This window comes from Streptomyces sp. RerS4 (assembly GCF_023515955.1).
Taxonomy (GTDB): Bacteria; Actinomycetota; Actinomycetes; order Streptomycetales; family Streptomycetaceae; genus Streptomyces.
On sequence record NZ_CP097322.1, the window covers coordinates 706607 to 729930 of the forward strand.

A 23324-nucleotide genomic window follows, 5' to 3' on the forward strand; every position below is an offset into this window, starting at 1 on the left:
GGCCGCCCCGGTGGGAGGCCCCGTTCACTCTTTGCCTGTAGCTGAAGACGCCGGGGTCGGTCCCGGTCCGTCGGTACGTCGGTCTGTGGACGTGCGGTGCGTGCGGCCGGGCGGGTAGCGCCCTGCCGCCGCTCACCTCATCCAGCGGTCCAGTGGTAGGTCACGTCCGGCTCGTTCTCCTCGTTGCGGCTGCCGTCGTTGAACTCCCCGGCGGTGAAGCCGTGGCGCTCGTAGAAGGCGCGGGCCGCCTCGTTGCGCTGGAAGACGTGGAGCGACAGCTCGTGCGGGGAGGCCTCCTTGACCGTGGCGAGGAGGGCCGAGCCGATGCCCTGTCGTCGCGCCTCCGGCCTCAGGTAGAGGTGGTCGAGCACGGTCCCGTCGAGCACCGCGAAGCCGACGACCTCGGACGGCTCCCCGGCCTCGGCCACCCACACCGTGCCGCCGGGCAGTACGACGGCCTCGATCCAGTACCGCGTCTGCTCGTCGCTGTACAGCCGGGGCAGGTACGGCATGGCCGCCGCCCGCGAGGCGAGGAAGACGTCGGTGATGGCGGCGGCGTCCGCCGCCTGCGCCCTGCGCAGCCGCGGATCCCGCAGGGCGGTGGTGTTCTCGGTGCTCTTCGGCTCGGACGACATGTGGGTCGCTCTCTTCTGTCGATTGCGTGCGGGGTCAGAGCTCGTACAGCCGGCTCGCGAAGGAGACGCCGGCCGCGTGGGGGTCCCAGGTGAGGTCGTCGGGGCGCGGTCGGTCCACGGCCGAAGCCGGCAGGCCCGCCTCCTGGGTCATCGCCAACAGACGGACGGGGTGACCCGTGTCGCGGACGGTGAGGGTCACTTCGGTGCCCTCCGCCGGCGGGGCGACGAGCAGGAGCCCCCATTTCCACACGGAACCCGCGTTCGGGCGGTTGGCACCTCCGCCGAGGGTGTCGGTGCCCGCGGGCGCACCGCTCACCTGGGCGCCCACGACCTGGGTCGTCGTGGTGTCTACGTACAGGGCCAGCAGCGTGGGCCGTCCCGCCTCGGGCCGCACGGACAGCCGCAGGGTGCGGTTGCCGCCGTCGCGTGAGTCGGACACCGAGGTCACGACCGGGCAGGAGACGGGGGCGACGGGTGCCGGGCCCGCGAGCAGTCCCCCGGGCGGTGCGGCCAGTGCGGGGGACCACCGCTCCAGGGAGTCCGTGCGCCGGTCACCCGTGTAGTGGGTGACCCACGGGTGCGGGTCGGCGTCCTCGGACACCCAGACGGCCTTCTCGCGGTCGGCGTCCAGAGCGTACATCAGGCTTACGGGGCGCGGGTGTTCGGCGTCGGGGGCGTCGATGGCGGCGTTGACACCCACCAGGGCACCGCCGACCACGGCCAGGGCGGCGCCGCCCGCCACGGCACGACGGACGTGGACGGGGGCGACCCGGCCGGTGAGGGGCAGTGCCACCACCGCGGCGGTCAGCGCGGCCAGGGCGAGCGGACCGGCGGCCGACGCGAGTCCCACCGTCGGGAACAGGAGGGCGACCAGCGGGGCCGTGACCGCGACGGCCGGCAGCGCCGAGGCCGCGAGCGCGGCGGTTCGCCACGGGGAACGCTCGGCCGTGCGGGCCGCGAGCGCGACACCGGCCGCCCCGCCCAGGGCCGTCCAGGTGAACACGTACGCGGCGCCCGGCAGCAGCACGGCCATGACCACGGCGAGCAGCGCCGCCCACGCCGCCGTTCCGGCGGCCGCTTCCACCGCTCCGGCCCGCTTGCCGACCCATACGATCCACAGCCAGACGACGGCGGCGGTGAGCAGCAGCAGGCCCGCGACGGCGGGACCCGTGCGGTACGGATCGCCCAGGTGGAAGAGGGCGTAGGTGGGCCGGACGATGAGCAGGGCCTGCCAGGCCGCCCAGCCGAGCGCGGCGGCGGTCAGGAGCGTCAGGGGGAAGGTCGAGGCAGCGCGTGCGACCGCGCGCAGGCTCAGGGCTCGACGGCGGCGGGCGTACCAGACGGCCGCCGCCGACGCGAGGGTCGCGATCAACGCCAGGGGCAGGACCGCGCCCTCCGGATAGTGGACCAGCACCGGGCCGAGGTTGAACCACGTGGCCTCGGAGGCCTTCTCGACCCGTGCCAGGTCGGTGGACGACAGGGCACGGGTGGCCGAGATGGCGGTGTTGCCCAGGTCCTGGAGACTGCCGAGGTCGACGTGGTCCAGATCGTCCTCGGGACCGTGGTAGCGGGCACTGCCACCGATGACCGCGAAGTTCAGCCCGGTCGCACCGGACTGTCGGAACTGGGTGAAGTCGGTGGTATTCGGCAGCAGCCGGTAGATCTCGTCGGAGAGGGACGTGGCGACGGGCGGTGCGTCGCCCAGGGCCGCCACCAGGGCCGAGCTGTGGGGGCCGGTCTCGAACATGACGGCCCGTCCGCTCGTGCCGCGCGCTTCCAGATTGATGACGACATCGGGACCGCCACGGGTCCGCGCGAGCTCCCGGGCCGCCGCACGGGCGCCGAGCTGAGCCGTCTCCTCCATGTCGGTGAAGAGCAGGACCACGTCGTTGCGCGGAGGAGCTCCTTCGCGGAGGGCGCGGGCGATCTCCAGCAGGGAGCCCACGCCCAGGCCGTCGTCGGAGGCGCCGGGGCCGGTGGCCACCGAGTCGGTGTGCGCGACGAGGAGCACCCGGCCGGTCGAGGAGCGGCCGGGGATCGTGGCGGTGACGTTGTGCACACGACCCGCCAGGTGCGAACCGCCCTCTCCCGGCAGCACTTCGGTCGACTCGTGCAGCTGCGGCGAAAGCCCGAGGCGGCTCAGCTCCCCGGTCACGTAGGACCGGACGGCCTCGGCCTGGGAGGTACCGGACGGATGCGGGGAACGCGCGATGGAGCCGATGTGCTCGACGGCACGCGCCGCGGAAAAGCCCGAAAGCGCGCTCTTCTCCGGCTTCGGCTCCGGAGGAACCCGTACCAACAATGCGCAGCCGAGCGCGACGAAACACAGCAGAACACCGGAAAGCGCGGACAGCCGCGACCTCATGCTCATCCCCCCGTTTGGACGAACAGCCCTCGTGGGGGGCTTGATCTTCGGCAACTTAACAGCGGTTCACAGCAGAAAACAAGGACTTCACAATTCACTGAGCGTGCGCTTGTATGGGTTGATGCAGCCGGGATGACGCATCCGCGCTCCGAGCCGCACAGCACTTTCAAGTTGGGGGGAATCGGGGGTGACCATCCCTGTCGTCCGTTTTCGGAATGTCGTGAAGACCTACGGGTCGACGAATGCCGTGAACGGGTTGGATCTGGACGTTCCCCAAGGGAAGTTCATCGGGCTACTGGGCCCGAACGGCGCGGGCAAATCGACCACCATGCGCCTCATCACCGGGCAGAGCCGGTCGACCAGCGGAACGGTGGAGGTCCTCGGGTACGAGATGCCGAAGGACTCCCGAAGGGTCCGCTCGCTACTCGGCGTAGTGCCCCAGGAGAGCGACCTCGACATCGAATTGACGGTTCGTCAAAACCTTGAGGTGTTCGCGCGCTTCAGCACCATGCCCGCCGGCCGCTACGCGGAGGCGGTGGACCGGGCGCTCTCCGCCGTGCGCCTCGCCGACCGGGGCGACAGCCGGGTGGAGGCGCTGTCGGGCGGGATGCGGCGCAGGCTTCTGCTCGCCCGGGGCATTCTCACCACTCCGCGCCTGCTGCTGCTCGACGAGCCCACGGTCGGCCTCGACCCGCAGATCCGCCAGGACCTGTGGGACGTCATGGAGATGCTGCGGGCCTCCGGCACGACGGTTCTGATGTCGACGCACTACATCGAAGAGGCCGAGCGCCTCGCCGACGAGGTCGTCGTGGTGTTCGGCGGCCGTCGGATCGCCCAGGGCACCCCACAGGAGTTGCTGCGGGCCCACGCCGGGGAGCAGGCCGCCGAGTACCGCGGCGACGCGTCCCGCCGCACCGCCGTCGAGGAGTACGTCGCCCGCGCGGGCCTGACGAGCCGCCGCACCGGACTGTCCGTGTCGGTCCTGCGGGCCGAGACCATGCCGGGCGAGCTGCGAGAGGCGCTGGGCCCCCCGGACGTGCTGCGCCCCACCACACTTGAGGACGTGTTCGTCGCGCTGACCGGCGAGCTCTTCGTCTGATCCCGCGGCACCCCGCCGTACCCACATCAGAAGGGACCCCCTCCATGACGAGGGCCGCACCGGCACGCCCGGCGGAGACACCGACGAACGCCTTCGAGGACGAGGGAGGGGCCGCGACGCCCACGCTGCTGCCCACGATGCGGGCGGTGTGGCTGCGCGAACTGCTGCTCTTCCGGCGTTACTGGCCCGCCATCACCTTCGGCTCGCTCATCGAACCCCTGGTGTACATGGCCGGCTTCGGCCTGGGCTTCAGCGCCCTGGTGGACTCGGCCGAAGGCCGGCCCTATCCCCAGTTCGTGGGCGTGGGCATGGTCGTGACGTCCCTTCTGTTCGCCTCCGCTTTCGCCGGCATGTTCGAGACCTACAACCGGCGCTGCTACCAGCACTTGTACGATGCGGTGCTCAGCCGGCCGGTGGACGTCTGGGAACTCGTCACCGCCGAGGCGTCCTGGATCGCCGTCAAATCGTCCGTCTACAGCTCGGTGCCCCTGCTGGTCACCCTCGCCATCGGTCTCCCCGCGAGCCCCACCCTGCTGCTGGTGCCGATCATCACGCTGGTGTCGGCGTCGGCCTTCGCCCTGTGCGGAATGTGGGTGTCCACGCTGGTGCCGGCGATCGACTGGCTGCGGCTGGTCGTCTCGGGTGTGCTGACGCCGCTCGTCATGGCCGCCGGTGTCTTCTTCCCCCTGGACGGCCTGCCCGGCTGGATCCAGACCGTCGCCGGTGTCAACCCCATCTACCACTGCATGCAGCTGGTACGGCACGCGGCCTTCGGCGTGCTGGACGCGGGCGACTGGCTGCACGCCCTGGTGCTCGTCGCCTTCACCGCGCTCGCCTGGTTCCTGGCGGTGCGGGGCATGAGCCGCCGACTGCTCGACTGACCCCGACAGCCCGCCGCCCGCTGACCGCCGACCGCCGACCGTCCGATCGACCGACCGACCGAGGAGCCACGATGACCACCAACCCTTTCGAGAGCCCGGACCGTTCCTACCTCGTGCTGCGCAATGAGCGGGCCGAGCACTCCATTTGGCCGATGGGCATCGACGTGCCCGCCGGCTGGGACGTGGTGCACGACGAGGACTCCCGGGACGCCTGCCTCGCCTACATCGAGACGCAAGCCGCCTGAGGCGCCACACCCGTGCGAGCCGGCGGCGGCGCGGCCACGCCGACCGCGCCGCATCTCCGCGTCCGCGTGCGGGATGCGTGTATCGCGGACGTATCGAAAACCGCATACGCCACCGCAACGGCCCTCCGGGTCCCATGGGGGCATGAACGACACCTCATCCCCGCCGGCACCGGCCCGCCGCGTGCGCGGGATCGTGCTCCTCGGCTTGGTGGTCGTCGGCGTGGCCGGCGCCCTGTTCGTCCTGCGCCGGCCGCTCATGATGTCCGCTCCGAGGTGTATGGCCGGGCGGTGGCACGGCTGCTTCGACACGTTCAACGGTGTGGTGCTCATGACGTTGGTCGCGCTGCCCGTGGCCGGGCTGGTGGTGTGGGCTCTGGCGCGCCGTCGGCGGGCCGCCGGGGTCGCATCGGCGTGGCCGATGTCGCTGGCCGAGGTGGGCATGGTCCACGGGACGGTGCCGTTCCTGTGGCTGACCATGATGCCGGGCGGCGCGCCCGGCGTCGCCCCCGCCCGGGTGAGCCTCGTACCGCTGCGGGACCTGGTCACGATGGGGCCGCTGGGGATCGGCGGCAACCTGCTGGTCTTCGCGGCGCTGGGGTTCTTCGCCCCGATGCGGTGGGCGGCCCTGGCGTCCCTGCCGCGGGTTCTGGCACTCGGCGCGGGCTGCTCGATCCTGATCGAGACCGCGCAGTACGCGCTTCGGCTGGACCGGGTGTCCTCGGTGGACGACGTACTGGTCAACGCCACCGGCGCCGTGCTGGCCGGGCTGGCGTCGCGCCGCTGGTGGCGCACGAAGGCGCAGGCCCCGTCGGACCGGCCCCGCCCCACACCGGTGCCCGCGTCGGCGTCGGCGTCGGCTGCGTAGGCTTCCGGCATGCGCGTACTGATCGTGGAGGACGAGCCCTACCTGGCGGAAGCCGTCCGTGACGGTCTGCGGCTGGAGGCGATCGCCGCCGACATCGCGGGCGACGGCGACTCCGCCCTGGAACTGCTCGGCGTCCACTCCTACGACCTCGCGATCCTCGACCGCGACATCCCGGGCCCCTCCGGCGACGAGGTCGCCCGCCGGATCGTCGCCTCCGGCAGCGGCATCCCCATCCTGATGCTCACCGCCGCCGACCGGATCGACGACAAGGCCTCGGGGTTCGGGCTCGGCGCCGACGACTACCTCACCAAACCGTTCGAGCTGCGGGAACTCGTCCTGCGGCTGAGGGCGCTCGACCGCAGACGCGCGTACGCCCGGCCGCCCGTCCGCGAGATCGCGGGCCTACGGCTCGACCCCTTCCGCCGGGAGGTCTTCCGCGACGGGCGCTACGTCGCGCTCACCCGCAAACAGTTCGCCGTCCTGGAGGTCCTCGTCGCCGTCGAGGGCGGGGTCGTCAGCGCCGAAGAGCTGCTGGAACGGGCCTGGGACGAGAACGCCGACCCGCTCACCAACGCCGTACGCATCACCGTGTCCGCACTGCGCAAACGGCTCGGCGAACCGTGGATCATCGCCACGGTGCCGGGCGTCGGCTACCGCATCGAGACCGGCCCCACCGCGCGTGCGTAGACGCCCGGGGCTCAGCGCGCGACTGAAACTCACCCTCAGCTACGCCGGATTCCTCGCCCTCGCCGGCGCCCTCCTGCTGGCCGTCGTGTGGGTGTTCCTGCTGCGCTACGTGCCCGACAACTCGCAGGGCCTGCTCGGGATCTCGCCCAATCGCTACCTCCTCGTACGCACCTTCCTGCCCGCCGCGGCCGTGGCGATGGCCTTCCTGCTCGCGTTCGGCCTCGTCGGGGGATGGGTCCTCGCCGGCCGGATGCTGGCGCCCCTCACACACATCACGGACGCGGCGCGGATGGCCGGGAGCGGGTCGCTGTCCCACCGGATCCGCATGGAGGGCCGCCAGGACGAATTCCGTGAACTCTCCGACGCCTTCGACTCGATGCTCGAACAACTGGAGTCGCACGTCGCCGAGCAGCAGAGGTTCGCCGCGAACGCCTCCCACGAACTGCGCACGCCGCTCGCGATCTCGCGCACGCTCCTCGACGTCGCCCGCAAGGACCCCACGCGCGACCGGGACGAACTCATCGAGCGCCTGTACGTCGTCAATACGCGGGCGATCGACCTCACCGAGGCCCTCCTGCTGCTCAGCCGCGGCGAGCGCGGGACCTTCCGACGCGAGGGCGTCGACCTCTCCCTCCTCGCCGAAGAAGCCGCCGAAACGCTGCTCCCCCTCGCCGAACAGCGCCGGATCACGCTCGACGTCACCGGCGGACCGGCCCCGACCAGCGGCTCCCCGGAGCTCCTGCTGCGGATGGTGACGAACCTCGTCCAGAACGCCGTCGTCCACAACCTCCCCGCCGACGGCACCGTGACGGTCCGCACCGGATCGGACGGCGACACGAGCGTGCTGCGGGTCGAGAACACGGGCCGCCCGCTCCCGCCGGAACGGGTACCCACCCTCACCGAACCCTTCCAGCGCGGAACGGAACGCGTCCGCACCGACGAGCACGCCGGCGCCGGCCTCGGCCTGGCCATCGTGCACAGCATCGTCCGCGCCCACGACGGAACCCTCGACCTCGCCCCCCGCCCCACCGGCGGCCTCCTCGTCACGGTCCGACTCCCTGTCGGGCGGTAGCGGTCAGGTCAGGTCAGGTCAGAGACGCAGAGCCCGGGGGGTGCGGAGGGCGCCGCCCTTGAGGACGTTGCCCCAGCGCCGGAGTTCGGTGCGCATGGGTTCGGAAATTCCTCTGGCTGCCCCATCATGCAGGCGAACCGGTTGCGCTCCCGCGACGTGCCTCGTCGTACCGCGCGCGGGCGTCGTCGACGGCGGCGACCCGGCGTTCGGACCAGCGGGCCAGTGCCCAGACCTGGCGGGCGGCCTCCGCGCCGAGGGGGGTGAGGCTGTAGTCGACGCGGGGCGGGATCACGGGCTGGGCGTCGCGGTGGACGAAGCCGTCGCGCTCCAGGGTCTGGAGCGTCTGCGCGAGCATCTTCTCGCTGACGCCCCCGATGTGCCGGCGCAGCTCGCTGAAGCGGTACGTGCGCTCGAGCAGGGCGGCCAGGACGAGGACACCCCAACGGCTCGTCACGTGCTCCAGGACGAGACGCGAGGGACACATCCGCTGGTTCACGTCGGGCACCTGGTTACTTACTCCCATGCCAGTACCTTACTTCAAAGTGGGTACTTTCTTCTGGTTAGCGCTCACCGTAGCGTGAGAGCCGGTGAGCGCACCGCCCACCGGCCCCCACGCAAAAGGAAGAGCACCATGAGCATCGTCGTCACCGGAGCCACCGGCCACCTCGGTCGTCTCGTCATCGACGCCGTCCTCTCCACCCACCCCGCCGATTCCGTCGCCGCCGTCATCCGCGACAAGGAAAAGGCCGCCGACCTCGCCGAGCGCGGTGTCGAGCTGCGGATCGCCGACTACAACCACCCCGAGACCCTCGCCGGCGCCTTCGAGCGCGGTGACCGGGTGCTCCTCATCTCCGGCAGCGAGGTCGGGCAGCGCGTCGCCCAACACACCGCCGTCATCGACGCCGCCAAGGCCGCGGGCGTCGCCCAGCTCGCGTACACCGGCGTCCTGGGCGGCGACGAGGCCGACTTCGACCTGGCCGCCGAGCACAAGGTCACCGAGCGACTGATCCTCGACTCCGGGCTGCCGTACACCTTCCTCCGCAACGGCTGGTACACCGAGAACTACACCGCCAACCTCGCCCCGGTCCTCGCCCACGGCACCGTCGTCGCCAGCGCCGGCGACGGCCGCATCGCCTCCGCCACCCGCGCCGACTACGCCGCCGCCGCGGCCGCCGTCCTGACCGGCCCCGCCGAGGAGCACCTCAACAAGACGTACGAGCTGAGCGGCGACACCGCCTGGTCCCTCGCCGAGTACGCGGCCGAGGTCGCCGCCCAGACTCGTCGGGAGATCACGTACAGCAACGTCCCCGCCGAGGAGCACCTCGCGATCCTCACGGGCGCCGGCGTCCCCGGCCCCTTCGCCGAGATCCTCGTCGACGTCGACCGCGCCGTCGAGCGCGGCGCGCTCGCCCGCCGCACCGGCGACCTCTCCCGCCTGATCGGCCGCCCGACCACCCCCCTCACCACGACCATCGCGGAGGCGATCGCCGTTTCCTGAGCCGGTAGCGCTTCGCCGTCGGCGGGGCGGGGCTTCGACGAACTTGTTGTGGTTGATCGGGTGGCTGTTCAACCCAGTCCGGGTGCCGATACAGCCACGGTCAGCCGGGCAAGCGTAGAGGTAGGAGCCCGTGGCGGACACGGTGGTACCGAGCGCCTGAGTGATCCTGGCGTGCGCCTCGTTGGGCTGCCCCTCGATCGGCAGCGTCGACTCGTGGTCGACGACGAGTCTGACCTTGACGCCCTTGGCGTGCGCCGCTACCAGGGCTTCGGCCACCCGCACGTCGGTGATGAGGTAGACGGCCCCACTGATCTCCGAGCCCACCTCCGCACGCTGGATCAGGTCGATGAGCTCGTTCCTGATGGCGTCGCGCCGGGAAGCCTCCGTCGACATCGGGTCGTTGAAGACCGTCTTCGCCTGGGCGGGCACCGAGTACTGCGGGTCGCGCAGCAGGCCGTCGCGGCTGTTCGGGGGACCTGCGCAGCACCCTGGCACTTCTCCCACCCGGCGCGGGCATCCATCGACGAAACGAAGGAGGGAAACGATGCCGCTCTATCTGTCGAGGTTCAGCTACACACCGGAAACGTGGACGAGGCTGATCGGACACCCCGAGGACCGCGCGAAGGCCGCTCAGTCCTACATCGAGTCCGTCGGTGGAAGGCTCCACGGCTTCTGGTACGCCTTCGGCACGCACGACGGCTACAACCTGTGGGAAGCCCCGGACAACGTCTCCATGGCCGCGGTTGCGCTGAGGATCAGTGGAGGCGGCGCGCTCAGCTCGTTCGAGACGACCGTTCTCCTGACCGTCGACGAAACGCTGGACGCACTGCGCAGAGCCGAACAAGTCCGGTATCGGGCTCCCGGCACGTAAGCGCACGGCCCCTCCTTCCCGGCGTCCTCGATGCGCCAGGGCCAGGGCCGTGGGCGCGAGCGCTGTCAGCCGGACGGTGCAGTAGGACGGTCCCGTCGGGGAATGTCAGCCGACGGGCCGGGGCATGCGAGGCCGCAGCGGGCACCCATGACGTGCTCCACCCCACCCCGGCCGGACACACCGCACCGGCCCCGAGGACCGCGGCTCGGCCACCGGAGAGTGGCGCGGACAGGTCTGACTCACTTTCCTGGCACTCGCCCCAGGGCGGGCAGTCGGGTGCCGCCGTCCGGCGGCCGCCGGCGTGCCTGGGGACGGGACGCGGCTAGGCGCGGCGGCCTCCGCCGGCGAGGACGGCGGCCTTCGAAACCGCGCGCGGTCCGTCCGCGCGACTCCTTTCCTCAGAGGCGGACCAACCCCAGGCGCACGGGACCCCCAAGCGGCGGATGGGGGATATGAACCCATGGTGACTTTCGCCACGAAATCGGCGCCAGGGCCGGCCGGCCCGGGTTCCGCTCGGGGTCGATGAGGCGTCGGTTCGGCGCCGGGGTCCTCGCACGCCACGTGGTCCGACCGGACCGTACGACGCCACGCCCCGAACGTGCGGACACCCGCCTGAGCAGGGCCGCGTCCCGCCACGCCGCCAGGACACTCTCCCGCCGAGGCGTCCCCGGCCGCCGCCTTCGGTCTGTCGCGCAACGAGTAGAGGTTGGGCATTTCCGAGCAAATCGGTCAAATTTGCCAATCCTGACCAAGCCCCCGATGTATTGCGAACCGCCTGATTGTCATCTTTCTGCCGCACATCCGACTTGACGGTGGGTCACCCATCTGAGCAAGTGCATAATCATGCCGGGTCGCCAGCGGAAGCTGTAATTCCGCAAAGACGGTGAACCACATTCCCCGTAGACGCCTCGACCTCGCCTGCTCGGCGGAATTCGCCACTGGATCGACCCCCAAGGCACGTAGATGTCCCTCCACCGCAGCATCCGTCTCGCGGCCCTGCTCACCGTGCTTTGCGCTGCCACCGGCGGGGTGATGGCCGTGGCCGACGGCCACGGGACAACGCAGCCTTCCGGCGGGTCCGAGACGGTCGCCCGCGCGAGCGTGACCGAGGGCTCCGTGCTCCATGTCGTCGCACACCCGGACGACGACCTCTTCTTCATGAACCCGGACCTGAGCCGCTCCATTCAGGCGGGTACCAAGGTGACGACCGCCTACCTCACCTCCGGTGAGTCCGACGGCCGGAACGAGGCTCGCGGCCGGCACGTGAAGGACCCCGTGCGGCCCGCCGATCGCGCCGCGTACGCGGAAGCCCGGCAGAACGGCATCCGAGGCGCCTATGCGCAGATGGCCACCGGTGACCGCACGAGTCCTTGGCAGCGGAAATCGGTACCCACGGCCGGCGGCGGGTACATGGAGGTGGACGTCCTCGTCGCCAAGCCCCGGATCAACCTGGTATGGCTGCAGCTACGCGAGGCGCGCAGCATCGACGCCGAGACGCCGGACAGCCTGCGGGGTCTGTGGAACGGCAAGATAGCCGCCCTGGAGGCTCAACTGACCTCCGGGACGCCGGTCAAGCAGCCGTTCACCTATACCAAGGACCAGGTGGTACGCACCGTCGCGGGTGTGCTCGAGCAGTACAAGCCGACCACGATACGGCTGCAAGACCCGACGCCGGGTACGTGGGAGGACAGTGGCGGATTGATCGACCACCAGGACCACATGTACGGGGCCCGCTTCATACAAGCAGCCACCGAGCGCTACGCGAAGTCGACGGACCGGCCGCATTTCTCGGTCCAGAATTACAGCGGCTACCTCAACACCTCCCTTCCCTCGACGCTCGACCCGCAGACGGCCGAGGAGAAGGTCCGCTACCTCAAGACCTACGCCTGGCTGGACCACCACGAGTGGTGCGGTAGCCCAGCGGGCTGCGGCGACCGCAAGACAGCCGCCCGGCCCGCCGGTTACGGCTGGGGTCAGAGCATCCGCTACAGCCGCGGTGACAGCACTTCGTGGATGGCCGAAGGCACCTCGGGCCGGCTGTGGGCCTTCGCCGTCCTGGACGGGCGGATGGCGTACTGGTCCCGCAGCGGCCCGGGGGGAGAGTGGCGGGGGCCCGACCTTCTCCCCGGCACCGGCATGGACCCGGGCGCGACGGCGGTCCGGCTGTCCGACGGCAGGATCGCCGTCTTCGGCACGCGCACCACGTTGGGGGCCAAGCCGCAGGACTACGGTCGTGCCATCGTGTTCACCACCCAGGTCTCGCCCAACGGCGCGTTCGGCCCATGGCAGACGCTCGGCACCCCGGAGACGACGGACGCCGCCGGGACCTCGGCGATCAGCGGACCTTCCGTCGCGGTGGACCGGACGGGTCGCGTGACGGTGTACGTGCGCGATGCGAAACGCACGCTGCGCGCCCGCGCGCAGTCCGCGCCGAACGGCCCGTTCGGCGCATGGCAGGCATGGGGCGGCGCCGATCTTCAGGGAGAGCCCGCGACCGCGATCGATGCGGCGGGCCGGCGCCACGTGTACGTGGCCACGGGCAAGACCGTATTGGCCTGGATCCAGGAAACCCCGGACTCTCCGCTCAAGGGCCCCTTGCCCACCAATCTGCCGCCGACCACGGTCCCGTTGTCGGTGGCCCCTGACGGTGAAGGGGTCCGCCTGTTCTTCCGCCGCCCCGGCTCGGGCGTGGTGCGTACGACCCTGGCCACTGCGGGCACGCCGGGACCGGACCTCTCCCCGGTCGTCGAAGTCGGCGGCAGGGCCGGCTACGGCGCGGTGAGTGTCGCGGGCCCCCTGCTCGCGGGCCGCGGGAGTACGGGCACGATCAGCACGGTCGGCACGACCGGCACGACCGGCCCGATCAGCACGACCGGCACGGGCGGATCGCCGCTCTGGAGTGAATCCCGAATGCTGTACGCGGGCGCCCCGGCGGGCTTGGTGGAGGCGGCCGGCCCAGCCTCGATGGCGGTCCTCGGCCTGGACGCCGATCTGCACGTCACCACGACGCCGTCTGCCACCTCGCGGCCCGGCGCCCCTGACGCTCGCTCCCTTTGGCACCACGCGGTCCGCCACTGAAGACTCACCTCACCGCCTTGCGGCGGGTGCGCAGCGCGCTCGCGCCGGCCACGAGCAGCAGGGTAGCGGCGGCGGCGGCGCTCACTGCCAGGCCGAGCCGCAGGCCTGGTGGGCGGAAGCCGCACCGGAGCGTGGTGGCGCCGTCGCCCAGGTCCACGGCGATCAGGCCACCCAGTCTGTGTGGTCTGGTGGCCTGAGCCCCGTCGACCGCGCACTGCCAGCCGGAGGTGGCGGGCACGGAGACGACTGCGGTTCCCCTTGTTCCGGAGGCGAAAACGGCTTCGATGGAATGACCTCCGGCGCGGAGCTCTCGCGGTCCAGTGGACCGCAGGTGGCTGACGGCGTGGTCGAGTGAGGCCACGTTCAGGCAGCCGAGCGGGCTGGGGGGAAGGTGTTGCCGGCGCTCCGAGGTGACCCTCACGGTGAGCGTGCCGTTCGCCGGCACCTTCCCCAGAGCGGTGAGACCCTTGCCCGTCATGCTCTGGCGCCCGAAGCTCTTGACCGTCCGGCCCTGTGCCTCGACCCGGCCGGAGAACCACGGTGCGTACCAGTACGCCTCCGTGCCGGGCGTGCAGCGCGCGGTGAACGTCCGGCCGAATCTCCCTCGCGGGTCCGTGACCAGCGCCCAGCCGCGGCCGGCGGTGGGTTGGGAGGGAGTGTCGTGGGAGGGATGGAGCCGGGGTACCTCGTAGACGCGTGCGCCGAGCACTCGTTCCTGACGGGCGAAGACGGTGGCGTCCGTGCCCGCGCGGTCGAGGCCCGCGCGGTCGAGGATGGTGCCGGGAGGTCGGACGGTGACGATGGGCGGTGCCGGCACCGTTCGCCGCGCGAGGCCGCCGGGACCCGTCCTCCGGTCGGCGTAACTGCTGATTCCCATGATCGCCCGACTGACCGGGTCGGTGAAGCTCAGCGTGTGCCGGCCTTGGATGTACCAGCCCGCACCGAGCCGGTGCAGTGCTCCGGCGGTGCGGGCGGGCACGTAGCTGCTGTAGTAGGAACCCCCTTGTCCGGCAAGCAGCATGGGATCGTTGTTGGCGTACTCATGGGGCCCTGGGTCCGTGCGGGTGGCCGGCCAGTCATCGGCCGACTTGAGGAGTTCGTACGTGGCCAGGGACTCCCTGTCGTACGTGCGCTTGGGTGTCCACCAGTCGTAGGTGTCCCGGATGACCGTGGTGTTGAAGACGGTGTAGGCGGAGGTGAGGAAGACCGTTCCGGCCAGGGCCGCCGTCAGCGTCGCGCGCGCTCCGCGACGCCTCCGGTGACGGTCCAGCGTCAGCAGCAGTACCAAGGGGACAAGGCCGGCGGCAGCCAGCAACCACGGCCCGCGGCTCATGTGCGGGCTGTGCCGGACGAACAGGATCAGGAGGAGCACGACACCCGCTCCGCACAGCAGTTCCCTGCGGCCGGGCTCACGGGCGAGCGCAAGCCAGGCAACGGACACCAGGACGGCGGTCAAGGCGATGGAGGCGCGGTAGGGGCTCCCGTTCGGTATCGCCCCTCCGTGCCAGAGCAGGATCGTGGGCGCCCAGACGAATGAACCTGCCATGACGGCGATGAGGAAAAGCCAGCAGAAACGCTCCCTCAGGGGCACCCGGCGGATGAAGGGCAAAGTGGCGATGAGCAGCAGGGGCAGCATGCCCACGGAGACGCGCGGTCCTTCGGACAGCCCTCCGGGCAACAACTGCGCGAGGTAGTGGGCGACGGTGGGTGGACCTTCGTAGACCCTCACCGGCGCCGGCTGCGCCGCGCGAGTCGCCCTGAGGCTGACCGTGAGTACGGGCGCGGCGAGAAGGATGCCGGTCAAGGTCATGGAAGCAGCGCGCAGCAAGGTATCCAGCCGCTCCCGACCTGCCCGTGCGTCAAGGAACACGCGCACGAGCAGCACCAGGGCCATGCCCAGGGTGGCCATCGCCGCGGTGTAGAAGTTGCCCGCCCAGGAGAGGGTGACGAGCAGGGTGCCGGCGACCCAGCGCCGCCGGTGCAGGCACCAGTCGTAGGCGATCCCGAGGAGTGGGAGCGCCACCAGACCCCACATCCACATGGGGTCCGCGAAGCCGTCGGAGATGGTCCAGGCGCTCAGGCCGAAACAGACGGAGAGGAGGGCTCGCAGCCAGGGGGAGCCTGGGTGCAGTCGGCCCAGGAAGAGGGTCATCAGGCCTGAGGCGAGGCCGATGCTGAACAGGGTGACGAGGAAGACCGGAAGTTCCACGAGGTGACGCGGAAAGCCCCCGACGAGCCAGGAGAACGGGTTCATCAGGTAGGTGAAGAAGTCACCAAGGAACGGCGTGCCGTATCCGCTCGACCAATTGAAGTACAGATCGCCGGTCGTGTTGCCGTGCATCAGATCCCACAAGTGGGCGTGGAACGGCACGAGCTGGTTGCCGAGATCGTTGACCGCACGCGAGCGACCGCCGAAAGGATAGGTGCCGTGCACGGCCATCGCGAGGCAGTAGGCGCCCATGGAGAGGAGTGCCGCGGACCAGGCGGCCATGGTCTGGCCTGTGATGGGGCGGGATGGGGAAAGTGCCTTGGGGGTGGGTGGCGTCATCTCGTCAGCACCTCGCGGCTGGCTTCACCTGTTCTGGGGGGACGAGGCCGAGGATTCGGCTGTTCGCACGGTGTCCTTTCGCGAGCACATCACGGAAGAGTCCGCCCAGCGGACCTCTCAGGAGGCCGACAACCGCACGGTCTGTTCCTTGCGGGCATGCGGCACGAGACTAAAACGCACCCTTCACCCCTGCCACGCAAGAGCCGCTGTTCGTGGCTCACGCCCGGACCCTCTCCCGTTCCGGTTCCGGCCCTCAGCTGCCGAAGGCGGCGAGGGCCGGGCGCTGCGCCCCGACCGGAGCTCCGGATGCCACCGTGGGTTGCACGCACATATTCCGGGGGTCAACTGTGTGGGCGCGAGACATACCCGGCTGACCTGGGGGTTCCTACGGTGTGGCGACATCCAGTCGTCATCGTCCCCGTCCGGAAGTGGTCCTCATGGCCGTGTCTGCCGCAACGTCTCCAAGTTCCGGTTCCATCAAGCGCGTCGTCGCCGCCAGTCTCATCGGGACCACCGTCGAGTGGTACGACTTCTTCCTGTACGGCTCCGCCGCCGCGCTCGTGTTCAACAGCCTGTTCTTCCCCGGCAGCGACCCCCTGGTCGGGACGTTGTTGGCGTTCCTCACCTACGCCGTCGGTTTCGCCGCCCGGCCGCTCGGCGGGATCGTGTTCGGGCACTACGGTGACCGGATCGGGCGCAAGCGGTTGCTGGTGCTGAGCCTGCTGATGATGGGCGGGGCCACGTTCGCCATCGGGCTGTTGCCCACCCACGCGAGCATCGGGGCGGCCGCGCCCGTCCTGTTGACGGTGTTGCGGCTGGTGCAGGGTTTCGCGCTGGGCGGTGAGTGGGGCGGTGCGGTGTTGCTCGTCGCGGAGCACGGCGACGACCGCAACCGCGGCTTCTGGGCGTCGTGGCCGCAGGCCGGCGCGCCGGGCGGGAACCTGCTGGCGACGGGTGTGCTGGCGTTGCTGGCCGCCGTCCAGTCGGACGAGGCGTTCCTCGCCTGGGGTTGGCGCGTCCCCTTCCTGCTTTCGGGCGTGCTGGTGATCATCGGGCTGTGGATCCGCGTCTCGGTCTCCGAATCCCCGGCGTTCCTGGAGGCGCAGGCCCGTGCCGAGGCCGAGAAGGCGGCCGGGGCCGAGCACAGGCCGCCGGTCGTGGAGGTGCTGCGCACCGGTTGGCGCGGGGTGCTCAGCGCCATCGGCACGCGGCTCGGCGAGAACATCTCGTACTACGTCCTGACCGCCTTCCTCCTGGTGTACGTCACCGTCCACCTCGGGCTGCCCAAGAGCGACGCGCTGAACGCCGTACTGATCGGCTCGGCCGTGCACTTCGTGACGATCCCGCTGTGGGGCGCCCTGTCGGACCGCATCGGCCGCCGCGCCGTCACCCTCATCGGGTCGGTGGGCATGGCGGGTTGGGCGTTCGCGTTCTTCGCGCTGCTCGACTCCCGCTCCTTCCCCGTCATCACGGTCGCGGTGACCGCGGGGCTGCTCCTGCACGGGGCGATGTACGGGCCGCAGGCCGCGTTCATATCGGAGATGTTCGACACGCGGGTGCGCTACTCCGGCGCCTCCATGGGCTCGCAGCTCGCGTCGATCGTGGGCGGGGCGCTCGCGCCGATCATCGCCGTCGAACTGCTGAAGGAGTACGACTCCTCCGTGCCGGTCTCCCTGTACGTGTGCGCGGCGGCGCTGATCACCACCGTGACCGTGCTGTTCGCCCGCGAGACCCGGGGCCGCAGCCTGACCGAGCCGGTGGGCGGCGCCGGCGCCGGAGCGCCCGCCTCGGACCCGAAGTCCGCCGTGGTGACGGGCTGAGCGGAGCCGCCCGTATGCTCACCCCCGTGACCGACCCCGGCGATCTGCTGCACCTGCTCGCCCGCGGCGCGACCGCCGAGGAGCTGACCCGGCCCTTGGCGGCCGCCCGCGCCGGCGGTGCGGCCGCCGAGGCGGTGGGCGCGCTGGAGGAGGCCACGCGGGCGGCGTTGGAGATCCATCGGACGCTCGCCCAACACCGCACCCGTGAGGCCGAGTTGACGGCGCTGTTCGACACGGCCGGCGATCTCGCGGCGCTGCGCGACCTGGACGCCGTACTGCGGGCCATCACGCACCGCGCCAAGGCCCTGCTGCACACCGACGTCACCTACCTGTCGCTGAACGACGAGGCGGCGGGCGACACGTTCATGCGGGTCACCGACGGCTCGGTGTCGGCGGCCTTCCAGCAACTGCGGCTCGGGATGGGCGAGGGCCTGGGCGGGCTCGTCGCCCAGACCGCCCGCCCGTACGCGACGGGCGACTACCAGAGCGACCCCCGCTTCCAGCACACCCGTACGATCGACAGCGCCGTCGCCGAGGAGGATCTGCACGCCATCCTGGGCGTGCCGCTGCGGTTGGGGTCGAAGGTGATCGGCGTGCTCTTCGCCGCCGACCGCGCTCCGCGCGCGTTCACCCCGCGCGAGGTGGCCCTGTTGTCCTCGCTGGCCGACCACGCCGCCATCGCCATCGACGGGGCCCGGCTGCTGGAGGAGACCCGTCGGGCCCTGGCCGAGCTGGGCGTGGCCTCGCGCGCCGTCCAGGCGAGCAGCGACGCGCTGCGCCGGGCGGAGGACGCGCACGACCGGCTCACCGGGATCGTGCTGCGCGGCGGGGACGTGGCCGAGGTGGCCGCCGCGATCGGCGCGCTGCTGGGCGGCGGCACCCTCGTCCACGACGCGGACGGTACGGAGCTGGCCCGCGCCGGCACCACGGCGTCGCCCCCGCCCGCCGAGGCGGTGACCGCCTCCCGGGCCGGAGGCCGCGCGGTCCAGCGGGGCGACGCCTGGGTCTGCGCCGTCCTCGCGGGACCGGAGCTGCTCGGCAGCATCACGCTCACCGGGCGCCGCGGGCTCGACGACGCCGACCGGCGGTTGTTCGAACGGGCCGCGATGGTCACGGCGTTGCTGCTGCTCCTGCGCCGGTCGGTGGCCGAGACCGAGGACCGGGTACGCGGTGAGCTGCTGGGCGACCTGCTCAGCCCGGCGGCCGATCCGGCCGGCCTGGCCGTGCGGGCCCGCCGGCTCGGCGTGGACCTCGCCCGCCCGCACGCCCTGTTCGTCCTGCACAGTGACGCCGCCCCCCGCCCCCGCCTCCTCGCGGCGGCGGCGCACCACGCCCGCGAACGGCGGGGGCTCGCGGGGATCCACCACGACCACGCGGTGCTCCTGACCCCGTCGGACAGTCCCGGCACCGACGCTCCGGCGCTGGCCGCCGCCCTGGGACGGGCGGTGGGCGGGCCGGTGACGGTCGGGGCCGCGGGGGCCGGTCCGGGTCCGGCGGAGCTGCCCCGGGCGCACGCCGAGGCGCTGCGCTGTCTGTCCACGTTGCGCGCCCTGGGGCGGACCGGCGACGGGAGCACCCTGGCCGATCTCGGGTTCCTCGGGGTGCTGTTGGGGGAGCGGCCGGATCTGTCCCGTTACGTCGAGGCGGTCCTCGGGCCGGTCCTGGAGTACGACGCGCGGCGGGGCAGCGATCTCGTGCACACGCTGCGGGTCTGGTTCGCGACCGGTATGAGCCAGTCGCGGGCCAAGGACGCCCTGCACGTCCACGTGAACACCGTCGTGCAACGCCTGGAGCGGATCGGCCGGCTGTTGGGCTCCGACTGGCAGTCGCCGGACCGCGCGCTGGAGCTCCAACTCGCGCTGCGCCTGCATCAGGTGGCCGCCGTCAGGCCCGTACCGCCCGCCTCGACTTTGACCGAATAGCGGCGTTCCGGCTTCGACGGGGACGGCTACGATCACGGTATGGTCACAGCCCGCTCGCACGACACGGCGCGCGTCCGCCGTCCGTCGGCGGGTCTGCTGCGCGTGCTCGGGCTGACGCTGTTGCTGCTGGGCCTGCTGTGGACGCACGGCACCGACGCGCACGGCACCGGAGCGCACGGCGCGCCGACCGGCCACCCGGACCGGGCCGCGACCGCCGCGCCGGCCACTGTCACGTGGGCCGCCGCCGCGCCGACGGCCGCCGCCTCGTCCACCGCCGCATCGGCCGTCTCCACCTCGGCCCTTCCGCCGGTCGACTCTCACGGCGCCGCCCATTCGGGGCACGAGTGCGACCCGCTCACCCCCCGTCAGGTGTCCCTGACGGAAGCGGCGCCCTGCGGCCTGCCGCCCGCGCCCAGGTACGCCGAGCACGGGGGCCCGTACGCGCACACGGGCAGCCGCGACCGCGCCCCGCTCGCGCCGCCATCCCCTGCGCGCGCCTCGACCGTCCTCCTCATCTAGCGCTACGGATCCCCCTCCCCCACCGGGCGACCCGCCGTTCCCCCCTCGCCTCGAAGCGGCGTTTTGGGATGTTTCGCCCCTATCCTGGCCCCCAGGTGCCGCCCGTCCGTGATCCCCGCCCCCGCCACGGAGGACCCGTGTCCCGTCGCCCTCGCCCACGCCCGGCCCGCCGCCGGCGCGTGCCACGGGCCGGCGCGCTGTTGGCCGGGCTCCTGGGCGCCCTGCTCCTGACGCTCGCGCACTGCCCGCCCCATCTCTTCGGCGACGGCCACCACGGCCATGACCCCGGCCACGAGCACCGCCACGGCAACGGCCGGCAAGTCCACCGCGCCGGACCCCTGTTCGCCTCGCACCACTCACCCGCCGCCGGAACCGCGCCACAATCCGGTTCCACGTCCGCCCAGCGGGAGGGGGAGCCCCGGTCGACGCCGGAGCCGGCCCCGGAGCTGCCGGCGCCGGCCCACCGGGGTCACGGACCGGCCTGTTCCGCCCCCGCCCTGGTCTCCCCGGCCCCACCGGAGAGCCCGTCCCCCACGGGTTCCGCCGTACTCCCCCGTACGGACGCCACCCGCGCACCCCCGTCACCGGCGCCGCCGCCCGGCACCGACGGGCTCCTGATCGACCGATCCGGTCGCACCACGCTCACGAGCGTGTGTCGATGGCGCGTCTAGACCGCTCCCGTAGAGCCGTTGCCAACGGCTGACGTCCGAGTGACCACCTGACGCACCATCAACCGAGAGCGGAAGCATGCACTCCTCGACCACCGACCTCACACCCCCCGCCCGCACCAACCTCTCCGGTCTGGTCGGCAACACCCCCCTGCTGCGCGTGTCCGAGCCGCTCGCCCCGGCCGGTCGCGGCTTCTGGGCCAAGCTCGAAGGGTTCAACCCCGGCGGCATCAAGGACCGACCCGGCCTGCACATGGTCGAACGAGCCCGCGCGCGGGGCGACTTGAAGCCCGGCGGCCGGATCATCGAGTCCACCAGCGGCACCCTCGGCCTGGGTCTGGCCCTGGCCGGGATGGTGCACGGGCATCCCGTCACCCTGGTCACCGACCCGGGCCTGGAGACGTCGATGACCCGACTGTTGACCGCGTACGGGGCGCAGGTCAACGTCGTGTCCGAACCGCACCCCACCGGCGGCTGGCAGCAGGCCCGCCGCGACCGCGTCAGCCGCCTCCTGGACCGGCACTCCGATTCCTGGTGCCCGGACCAGTACAACAACCCGGACAACACCACCGCCTACACCCCGCTCGCCCTCGAACTGGCCACGGAGCTGGGCCACATCGATGTCCTCGTGTGCAGCGTGGGCACGGGCGGGCACTCCGCCGGCGTCTCCCGGGTGTTGCGCCGCCTCTACCCCGATCTGACGGTGGTGGGGGTGGACACGGTGGGCTCGACGATCTTCGGACAGCCCGCCCGGACCCGGCTGATGCGCGGGCTCGGGTCGAGCATCTACCCGCGCAACGTCGCCTACGACCAGTTCTCCGAGGTGCACTGGGTGGCGCCCGGGGAGGCCGTGTGGGCCTGCCGTCGGCTCGCCGCCTCGCACTACGCGACCGGCGGTTGGAGCGTGGGCGCGGTCGCGCTGGTGGCCGGCTGGCTGGCGCGCACCCTGCCGGCGGACACGCGGATCGCGGCGGTGTTCCCCGACGGCCCGCAGCGCTACCTGGGGACCGTGTACGACGACGACTACTGCGCCGCCCACGGCCTGCTGGGCGCCCCTCCCGCGGCGGAGCCCGACACGATCGGCCGGCTGGACGAGAAGGAGGTCACCCGCTGGACGCGCTGCGCGAGCGTGGTCGATCCCCTGTCCCTGCGGGAGGCACCGCTGCGCGAGGCGTCGGAGCCGTCGCGGTGACGGGCACGCTCGCGCAGTTCCGTTCGTACGAGCGCGGCCCCCGGTTGTTGATGGTGAACCAGTTCACCATCAACCTGGGCTTCTACATGCTCATGCCCTACCTGGCCACTCACCTGGCGGGTCCGCTGGGGCTCGCCGGTTGGACGGTCGGGCTGATCCTCGGCGTACGCAACTTCAGCCAGCAGGGCATGTTCCTGATCGGCGGGACGCTCGCCGACCGGCTGGGCTACAAGCCGATGATCATCGCGGGGCTCGTGTTGCGCGTCGCCGGTTTCGCGACGCTCGGGCTCGTCTCCTCCGTGCCGGCGCTCATCGCCGCCTCGGCCGCGACGGGCCTGGCCGGGGCGTTGTTCAACCCGGCCACCCGGGCCTACCTGGCGGTGGACGCGGGCGAGCGGCGCGTGGAGGCGTTCGCCCTCTTCAACGTCTTCTACCAGGCGGGCATCCTGCTGGGGCCCCTGGTCGGCATGGTGCTCACGGGGGTCGACTTCCGCGTCACGTGCCTGGTGGCGGCGGGGATCTTCGCGGTGCTGAGCCTCGTACAGGTCCGGGCGCTGCCCGCCCGGCGGGGCGACGACGCGACGCGGCGGGAGGAGGGGCCGCGCGAGGGGGTGCTCACGCAGTGGCGGGGCATCCTCGCCAACCGGCCGTTCCTGCTGTTCTCCGTGGCCATGATCGGCTCGTACGTGCTGACCTTCCAGGTGTACCTGGCGCTGCCGCTGGAGGTGCGGCGCCTGGGCGGCGAGGGGGCGTTCGGCACGGCCGCCGTGGCGGTGCTCTTCGCCGTCTCGGGGCTGAGCACCATCGGCTTCCAGACCCGGGTGACGGCCTGGTGCAAGGCCCGGTGGGAGCCGGGGCAGGCCCTGTGCCGGGGGCTGCTCTCCATGGGGCTGGCCTTCCTGCCGCCGCTGGCCGCGACGGCCGTTCCCGTACCGGAGTCGGGGCCGGGCCGGTGGCTGGTGGCCGCGGGGCCGGCCGCGTTGTCCGCGCTGCTGTTGGCGGTGGGCACGATGATCGCCTACCCCTTCGAGATGGACACCATCGTCCGGCTCTCCGGGGACCGGCTGGTGGCGACCCACTACGGGCTCTACAACACCGTCTGCGGGGTCGGCATCGCCCTCGGCAACCTGCTCACGGGTGCGGCGCTGGACGCGTCCCGCTCGGCGGGGATGTCCGCGCTGCCCTGGCTGGTCCTCTTCACCCTGGGCCTCGGCTGCGCCGCCGCCCTGTACGGCCTGGACCGTACGGGGCGCCTCGCGCCGGCGGCCCGCGAGGCGCGGCCCCGGACGGTGACGGCCTGACCCCGCGCGCCTCGTCGGGCGCGAGCTGACCGACCCGAGGGGCGGGCGACACATCGTC

The 23324-nt window shown here is 71.9% G+C and carries 19 protein-coding genes and 1 pseudogene; 15 read left to right on the top strand and 5 right to left on the bottom strand.

From position 1 onward, the window contains the following. Positions 1–137 precede the first annotated feature (137 nt). Together M4D82_RS03230 and M4D82_RS03235 are read right to left on the bottom strand one after the other, a co-directional pair. Positions 138–635, bottom strand: coding sequence for a GNAT family N-acetyltransferase (locus tag M4D82_RS03230; protein ID WP_249764561.1), 498 nt, complete (start codon positions 633–635; stop codon positions 138–140). Between the two features lie 34 nt (positions 636–669). Next, positions 670–3006, bottom strand: a complete 2337-nt coding sequence (locus M4D82_RS03235) for a M20/M25/M40 family metallo-hydrolase (protein WP_249764562.1) — start codon at positions 3004–3006, stop codon at positions 670–672. 181 nt (positions 3007–3187) lie between these two features. Here M4D82_RS03235 and M4D82_RS03240 point away from each other — a divergent pair, with 181 nt between their 5' ends. The 6 genes from M4D82_RS03240 to M4D82_RS03265 all read left to right on the top strand — a co-directional run bounded on the left by M4D82_RS03240 (position 3188) and on the right by M4D82_RS03265 (position 7849). Further along, the gene (locus M4D82_RS03240; protein WP_249764563.1) at positions 3188–4099 is read left to right on the top strand and encodes an ABC transporter ATP-binding protein; all 912 of its coding nucleotides are present in this window, start codon (positions 3188–3190) and stop codon (positions 4097–4099) included. 44 nt (positions 4100–4143) lie between these two features. After that, positions 4144–4980 (top strand): ABC transporter permease, encoded by an 837-nt coding sequence (locus tag M4D82_RS03245; protein ID WP_249764564.1) that lies wholly within the window; start codon positions 4144–4146, stop codon positions 4978–4980. Between the two features lie 71 nt (positions 4981–5051). Then, the gene (locus M4D82_RS03250) at positions 5052–5225 is read left to right on the top strand and encodes an MbtH family protein (protein ID WP_249764565.1); all 174 of its coding nucleotides are present in this window, start codon (positions 5052–5054) and stop codon (positions 5223–5225) included. Positions 5226–5367: 142 nt separating this feature from the next. Beyond that, positions 5368–6090, top strand: coding sequence for a VanZ family protein (locus M4D82_RS03255; RefSeq protein ID WP_249764566.1), 723 nt, complete (start codon positions 5368–5370; stop codon positions 6088–6090). A gap of 9 nt (positions 6091–6099) precedes the next feature. Then, positions 6100–6777 (top strand): response regulator transcription factor, encoded by a 678-nt coding sequence (locus M4D82_RS03260; protein WP_249764567.1) that lies wholly within the window; start codon positions 6100–6102, stop codon positions 6775–6777. Continuing rightward, positions 6770–7849: a sensor histidine kinase gene (locus M4D82_RS03265; RefSeq protein ID WP_249764568.1), complete on the top strand. Its 1080-nt coding sequence runs from the start codon at positions 6770–6772 to the stop codon at positions 7847–7849. Before M4D82_RS03260 ends, M4D82_RS03265 begins: the two co-directional genes overlap by 8 nt. Positions 7850–7973: 124 nt before the next feature. Here M4D82_RS03265 and M4D82_RS03270 read toward each other — a convergent pair whose 3' ends face one another. Further along, positions 7974–8372: a winged helix-turn-helix transcriptional regulator gene (locus M4D82_RS03270; protein ID WP_249764569.1), complete on the bottom strand. Its 399-nt coding sequence runs from the start codon at positions 8370–8372 to the stop codon at positions 7974–7976. 108 nt (positions 8373–8480) lie between these two features. On the opposite strand from M4D82_RS03270, the gene M4D82_RS03275 reads away from it, so the two are divergent. Beyond that, on the top strand, positions 8481–9347 hold the full coding sequence (locus M4D82_RS03275) for an SDR family oxidoreductase (protein ID WP_249764570.1): 867 nt from the start codon (positions 8481–8483) through the stop codon (positions 9345–9347). A gap of 51 nt (positions 9348–9398) precedes the next feature. On the opposite strand, the pseudogene M4D82_RS34530 reads toward M4D82_RS03275, so the two are convergent. Then, a pseudogene (locus tag M4D82_RS34530) lies at positions 9399–9740 on the bottom strand (phospholipase D-like domain-containing protein); the annotation flags it as partial. Between the two features lie 151 nt (positions 9741–9891). Between M4D82_RS34530 and M4D82_RS03280 the strand changes: the two are divergent. After that, on the top strand, positions 9892–10218 hold the full coding sequence (locus M4D82_RS03280) for a GYD domain-containing protein (protein ID WP_249764571.1): 327 nt from the start codon (positions 9892–9894) through the stop codon (positions 10216–10218). 1032 nt (positions 10219–11250) lie between these two features. Beyond that, positions 11251–13296 (top strand): PIG-L family deacetylase, encoded by a 2046-nt coding sequence (locus M4D82_RS03285; protein WP_249764572.1) that lies wholly within the window; start codon positions 11251–11253, stop codon positions 13294–13296. Between the two features lie 4 nt (positions 13297–13300). Here the strand turns inward: M4D82_RS03285 and M4D82_RS03290 are convergent, their stop codons facing one another. Continuing rightward, complete coding sequence (locus tag M4D82_RS03290) at positions 13301–15787, bottom strand: YfhO family protein (protein ID WP_249764573.1); 2487 nt, start codon at positions 15785–15787, stop codon at positions 13301–13303. A gap of 494 nt (positions 15788–16281) precedes the next feature. Here M4D82_RS03290 and M4D82_RS03295 point away from each other — a divergent pair, with 494 nt between their 5' ends. The 6 genes from M4D82_RS03295 to M4D82_RS03320 all read left to right on the top strand — a co-directional run bounded on the left by M4D82_RS03295 (position 16282) and on the right by M4D82_RS03320 (position 23266). Further along, entirely contained in the window at positions 16282–17664 is a 1383-nt protein-coding gene (locus M4D82_RS03295) for an MFS transporter (RefSeq protein WP_249764574.1), read from the top strand. 14 nt (positions 17665–17678) lie between these two features. Continuing rightward, positions 17679–19586, top strand: coding sequence for a helix-turn-helix domain-containing protein (locus tag M4D82_RS03300; protein ID WP_249764575.1), 1908 nt, complete (start codon positions 17679–17681; stop codon positions 19584–19586). 39 nt (positions 19587–19625) lie between these two features. Continuing rightward, a complete protein-coding gene (locus M4D82_RS03305; RefSeq protein WP_249764576.1) occupies positions 19626–20105 on the top strand; it encodes a hypothetical protein in 480 nt (159 codons plus the stop codon). A 137-nt stretch (positions 20106–20242) separates the two neighbouring features. Beyond that, entirely contained in the window at positions 20243–20776 is a 534-nt protein-coding gene (locus M4D82_RS03310) for a hypothetical protein (RefSeq protein WP_249764577.1), read from the top strand. Positions 20777–20852: 76 nt separating this feature from the next. After that, positions 20853–21965 carry a PLP-dependent cysteine synthase family protein gene (locus M4D82_RS03315; RefSeq protein WP_249764578.1) on the top strand — a complete coding sequence of 371 codons (1113 nt, stop codon included), beginning with the start codon at positions 20853–20855 and terminating at the stop codon, positions 21963–21965. Beyond that, a complete protein-coding gene (locus tag M4D82_RS03320; protein ID WP_249764579.1) occupies positions 21962–23266 on the top strand; it encodes an MDR family MFS transporter in 1305 nt (434 codons plus the stop codon). Before M4D82_RS03315 ends, M4D82_RS03320 begins: the two co-directional genes overlap by 4 nt. Positions 23267–23324: the final 58 nt, after the last annotated feature.

Excerpts from the sequence above, each read along its gene's own strand:
- M4D82_RS03230 (WP_249764561.1), bottom strand. The coding sequence starts at position 635 with ATGTCGTCCGAGCCGAAGAGCACCGAGAACACCACCGCCCTGCGGGAT.
- M4D82_RS03235 (WP_249764562.1), bottom strand. The coding sequence starts at position 3,006 with ATGAGCATGAGGTCGCGGCTGTCCGCGCTTTCCGGTGTTCTGCTGTGT.
- M4D82_RS03245 (WP_249764564.1), top strand. The coding sequence starts at position 4,144 with ATGACGAGGGCCGCACCGGCACGCCCGGCGGAGACACCGACGAACGCC.
- M4D82_RS03250 (WP_249764565.1), top strand. The coding sequence starts at position 5,052 with ATGACCACCAACCCTTTCGAGAGCCCGGACCGTTCCTACCTCGTGCTG.
- M4D82_RS03255 (WP_249764566.1), top strand. The coding sequence starts at position 5,368 with ATGAACGACACCTCATCCCCGCCGGCACCGGCCCGCCGCGTGCGCGGG.
- M4D82_RS03260 (WP_249764567.1), top strand. The coding sequence starts at position 6,100 with ATGCGCGTACTGATCGTGGAGGACGAGCCCTACCTGGCGGAAGCCGTC.
- M4D82_RS03270 (WP_249764569.1), bottom strand. The coding sequence starts at position 8,372 with ATGGGAGTAAGTAACCAGGTGCCCGACGTGAACCAGCGGATGTGTCCC.
- M4D82_RS03275 (WP_249764570.1), top strand. The coding sequence starts at position 8,481 with ATGAGCATCGTCGTCACCGGAGCCACCGGCCACCTCGGTCGTCTCGTC.
- M4D82_RS03280 (WP_249764571.1), top strand. The coding sequence starts at position 9,892 with ATGCCGCTCTATCTGTCGAGGTTCAGCTACACACCGGAAACGTGGACG.
- M4D82_RS03285 (WP_249764572.1), top strand. The coding sequence starts at position 11,251 with ATGGCCGTGGCCGACGGCCACGGGACAACGCAGCCTTCCGGCGGGTCC.
- M4D82_RS03290 (WP_249764573.1), bottom strand. The coding sequence starts at position 15,787 with ATGGCCGCCTGGTCCGCGGCACTCCTCTCCATGGGCGCCTACTGCCTC.
- M4D82_RS03295 (WP_249764574.1), top strand. The coding sequence starts at position 16,282 with ATGGCCGTGTCTGCCGCAACGTCTCCAAGTTCCGGTTCCATCAAGCGC.
- M4D82_RS03300 (WP_249764575.1), top strand. The coding sequence starts at position 17,679 with ATGCTCACCCCCGTGACCGACCCCGGCGATCTGCTGCACCTGCTCGCC.
- M4D82_RS03305 (WP_249764576.1), top strand. The coding sequence starts at position 19,626 with ATGGTCACAGCCCGCTCGCACGACACGGCGCGCGTCCGCCGTCCGTCG.
- M4D82_RS03315 (WP_249764578.1), top strand. The coding sequence starts at position 20,853 with ATGCACTCCTCGACCACCGACCTCACACCCCCCGCCCGCACCAACCTC.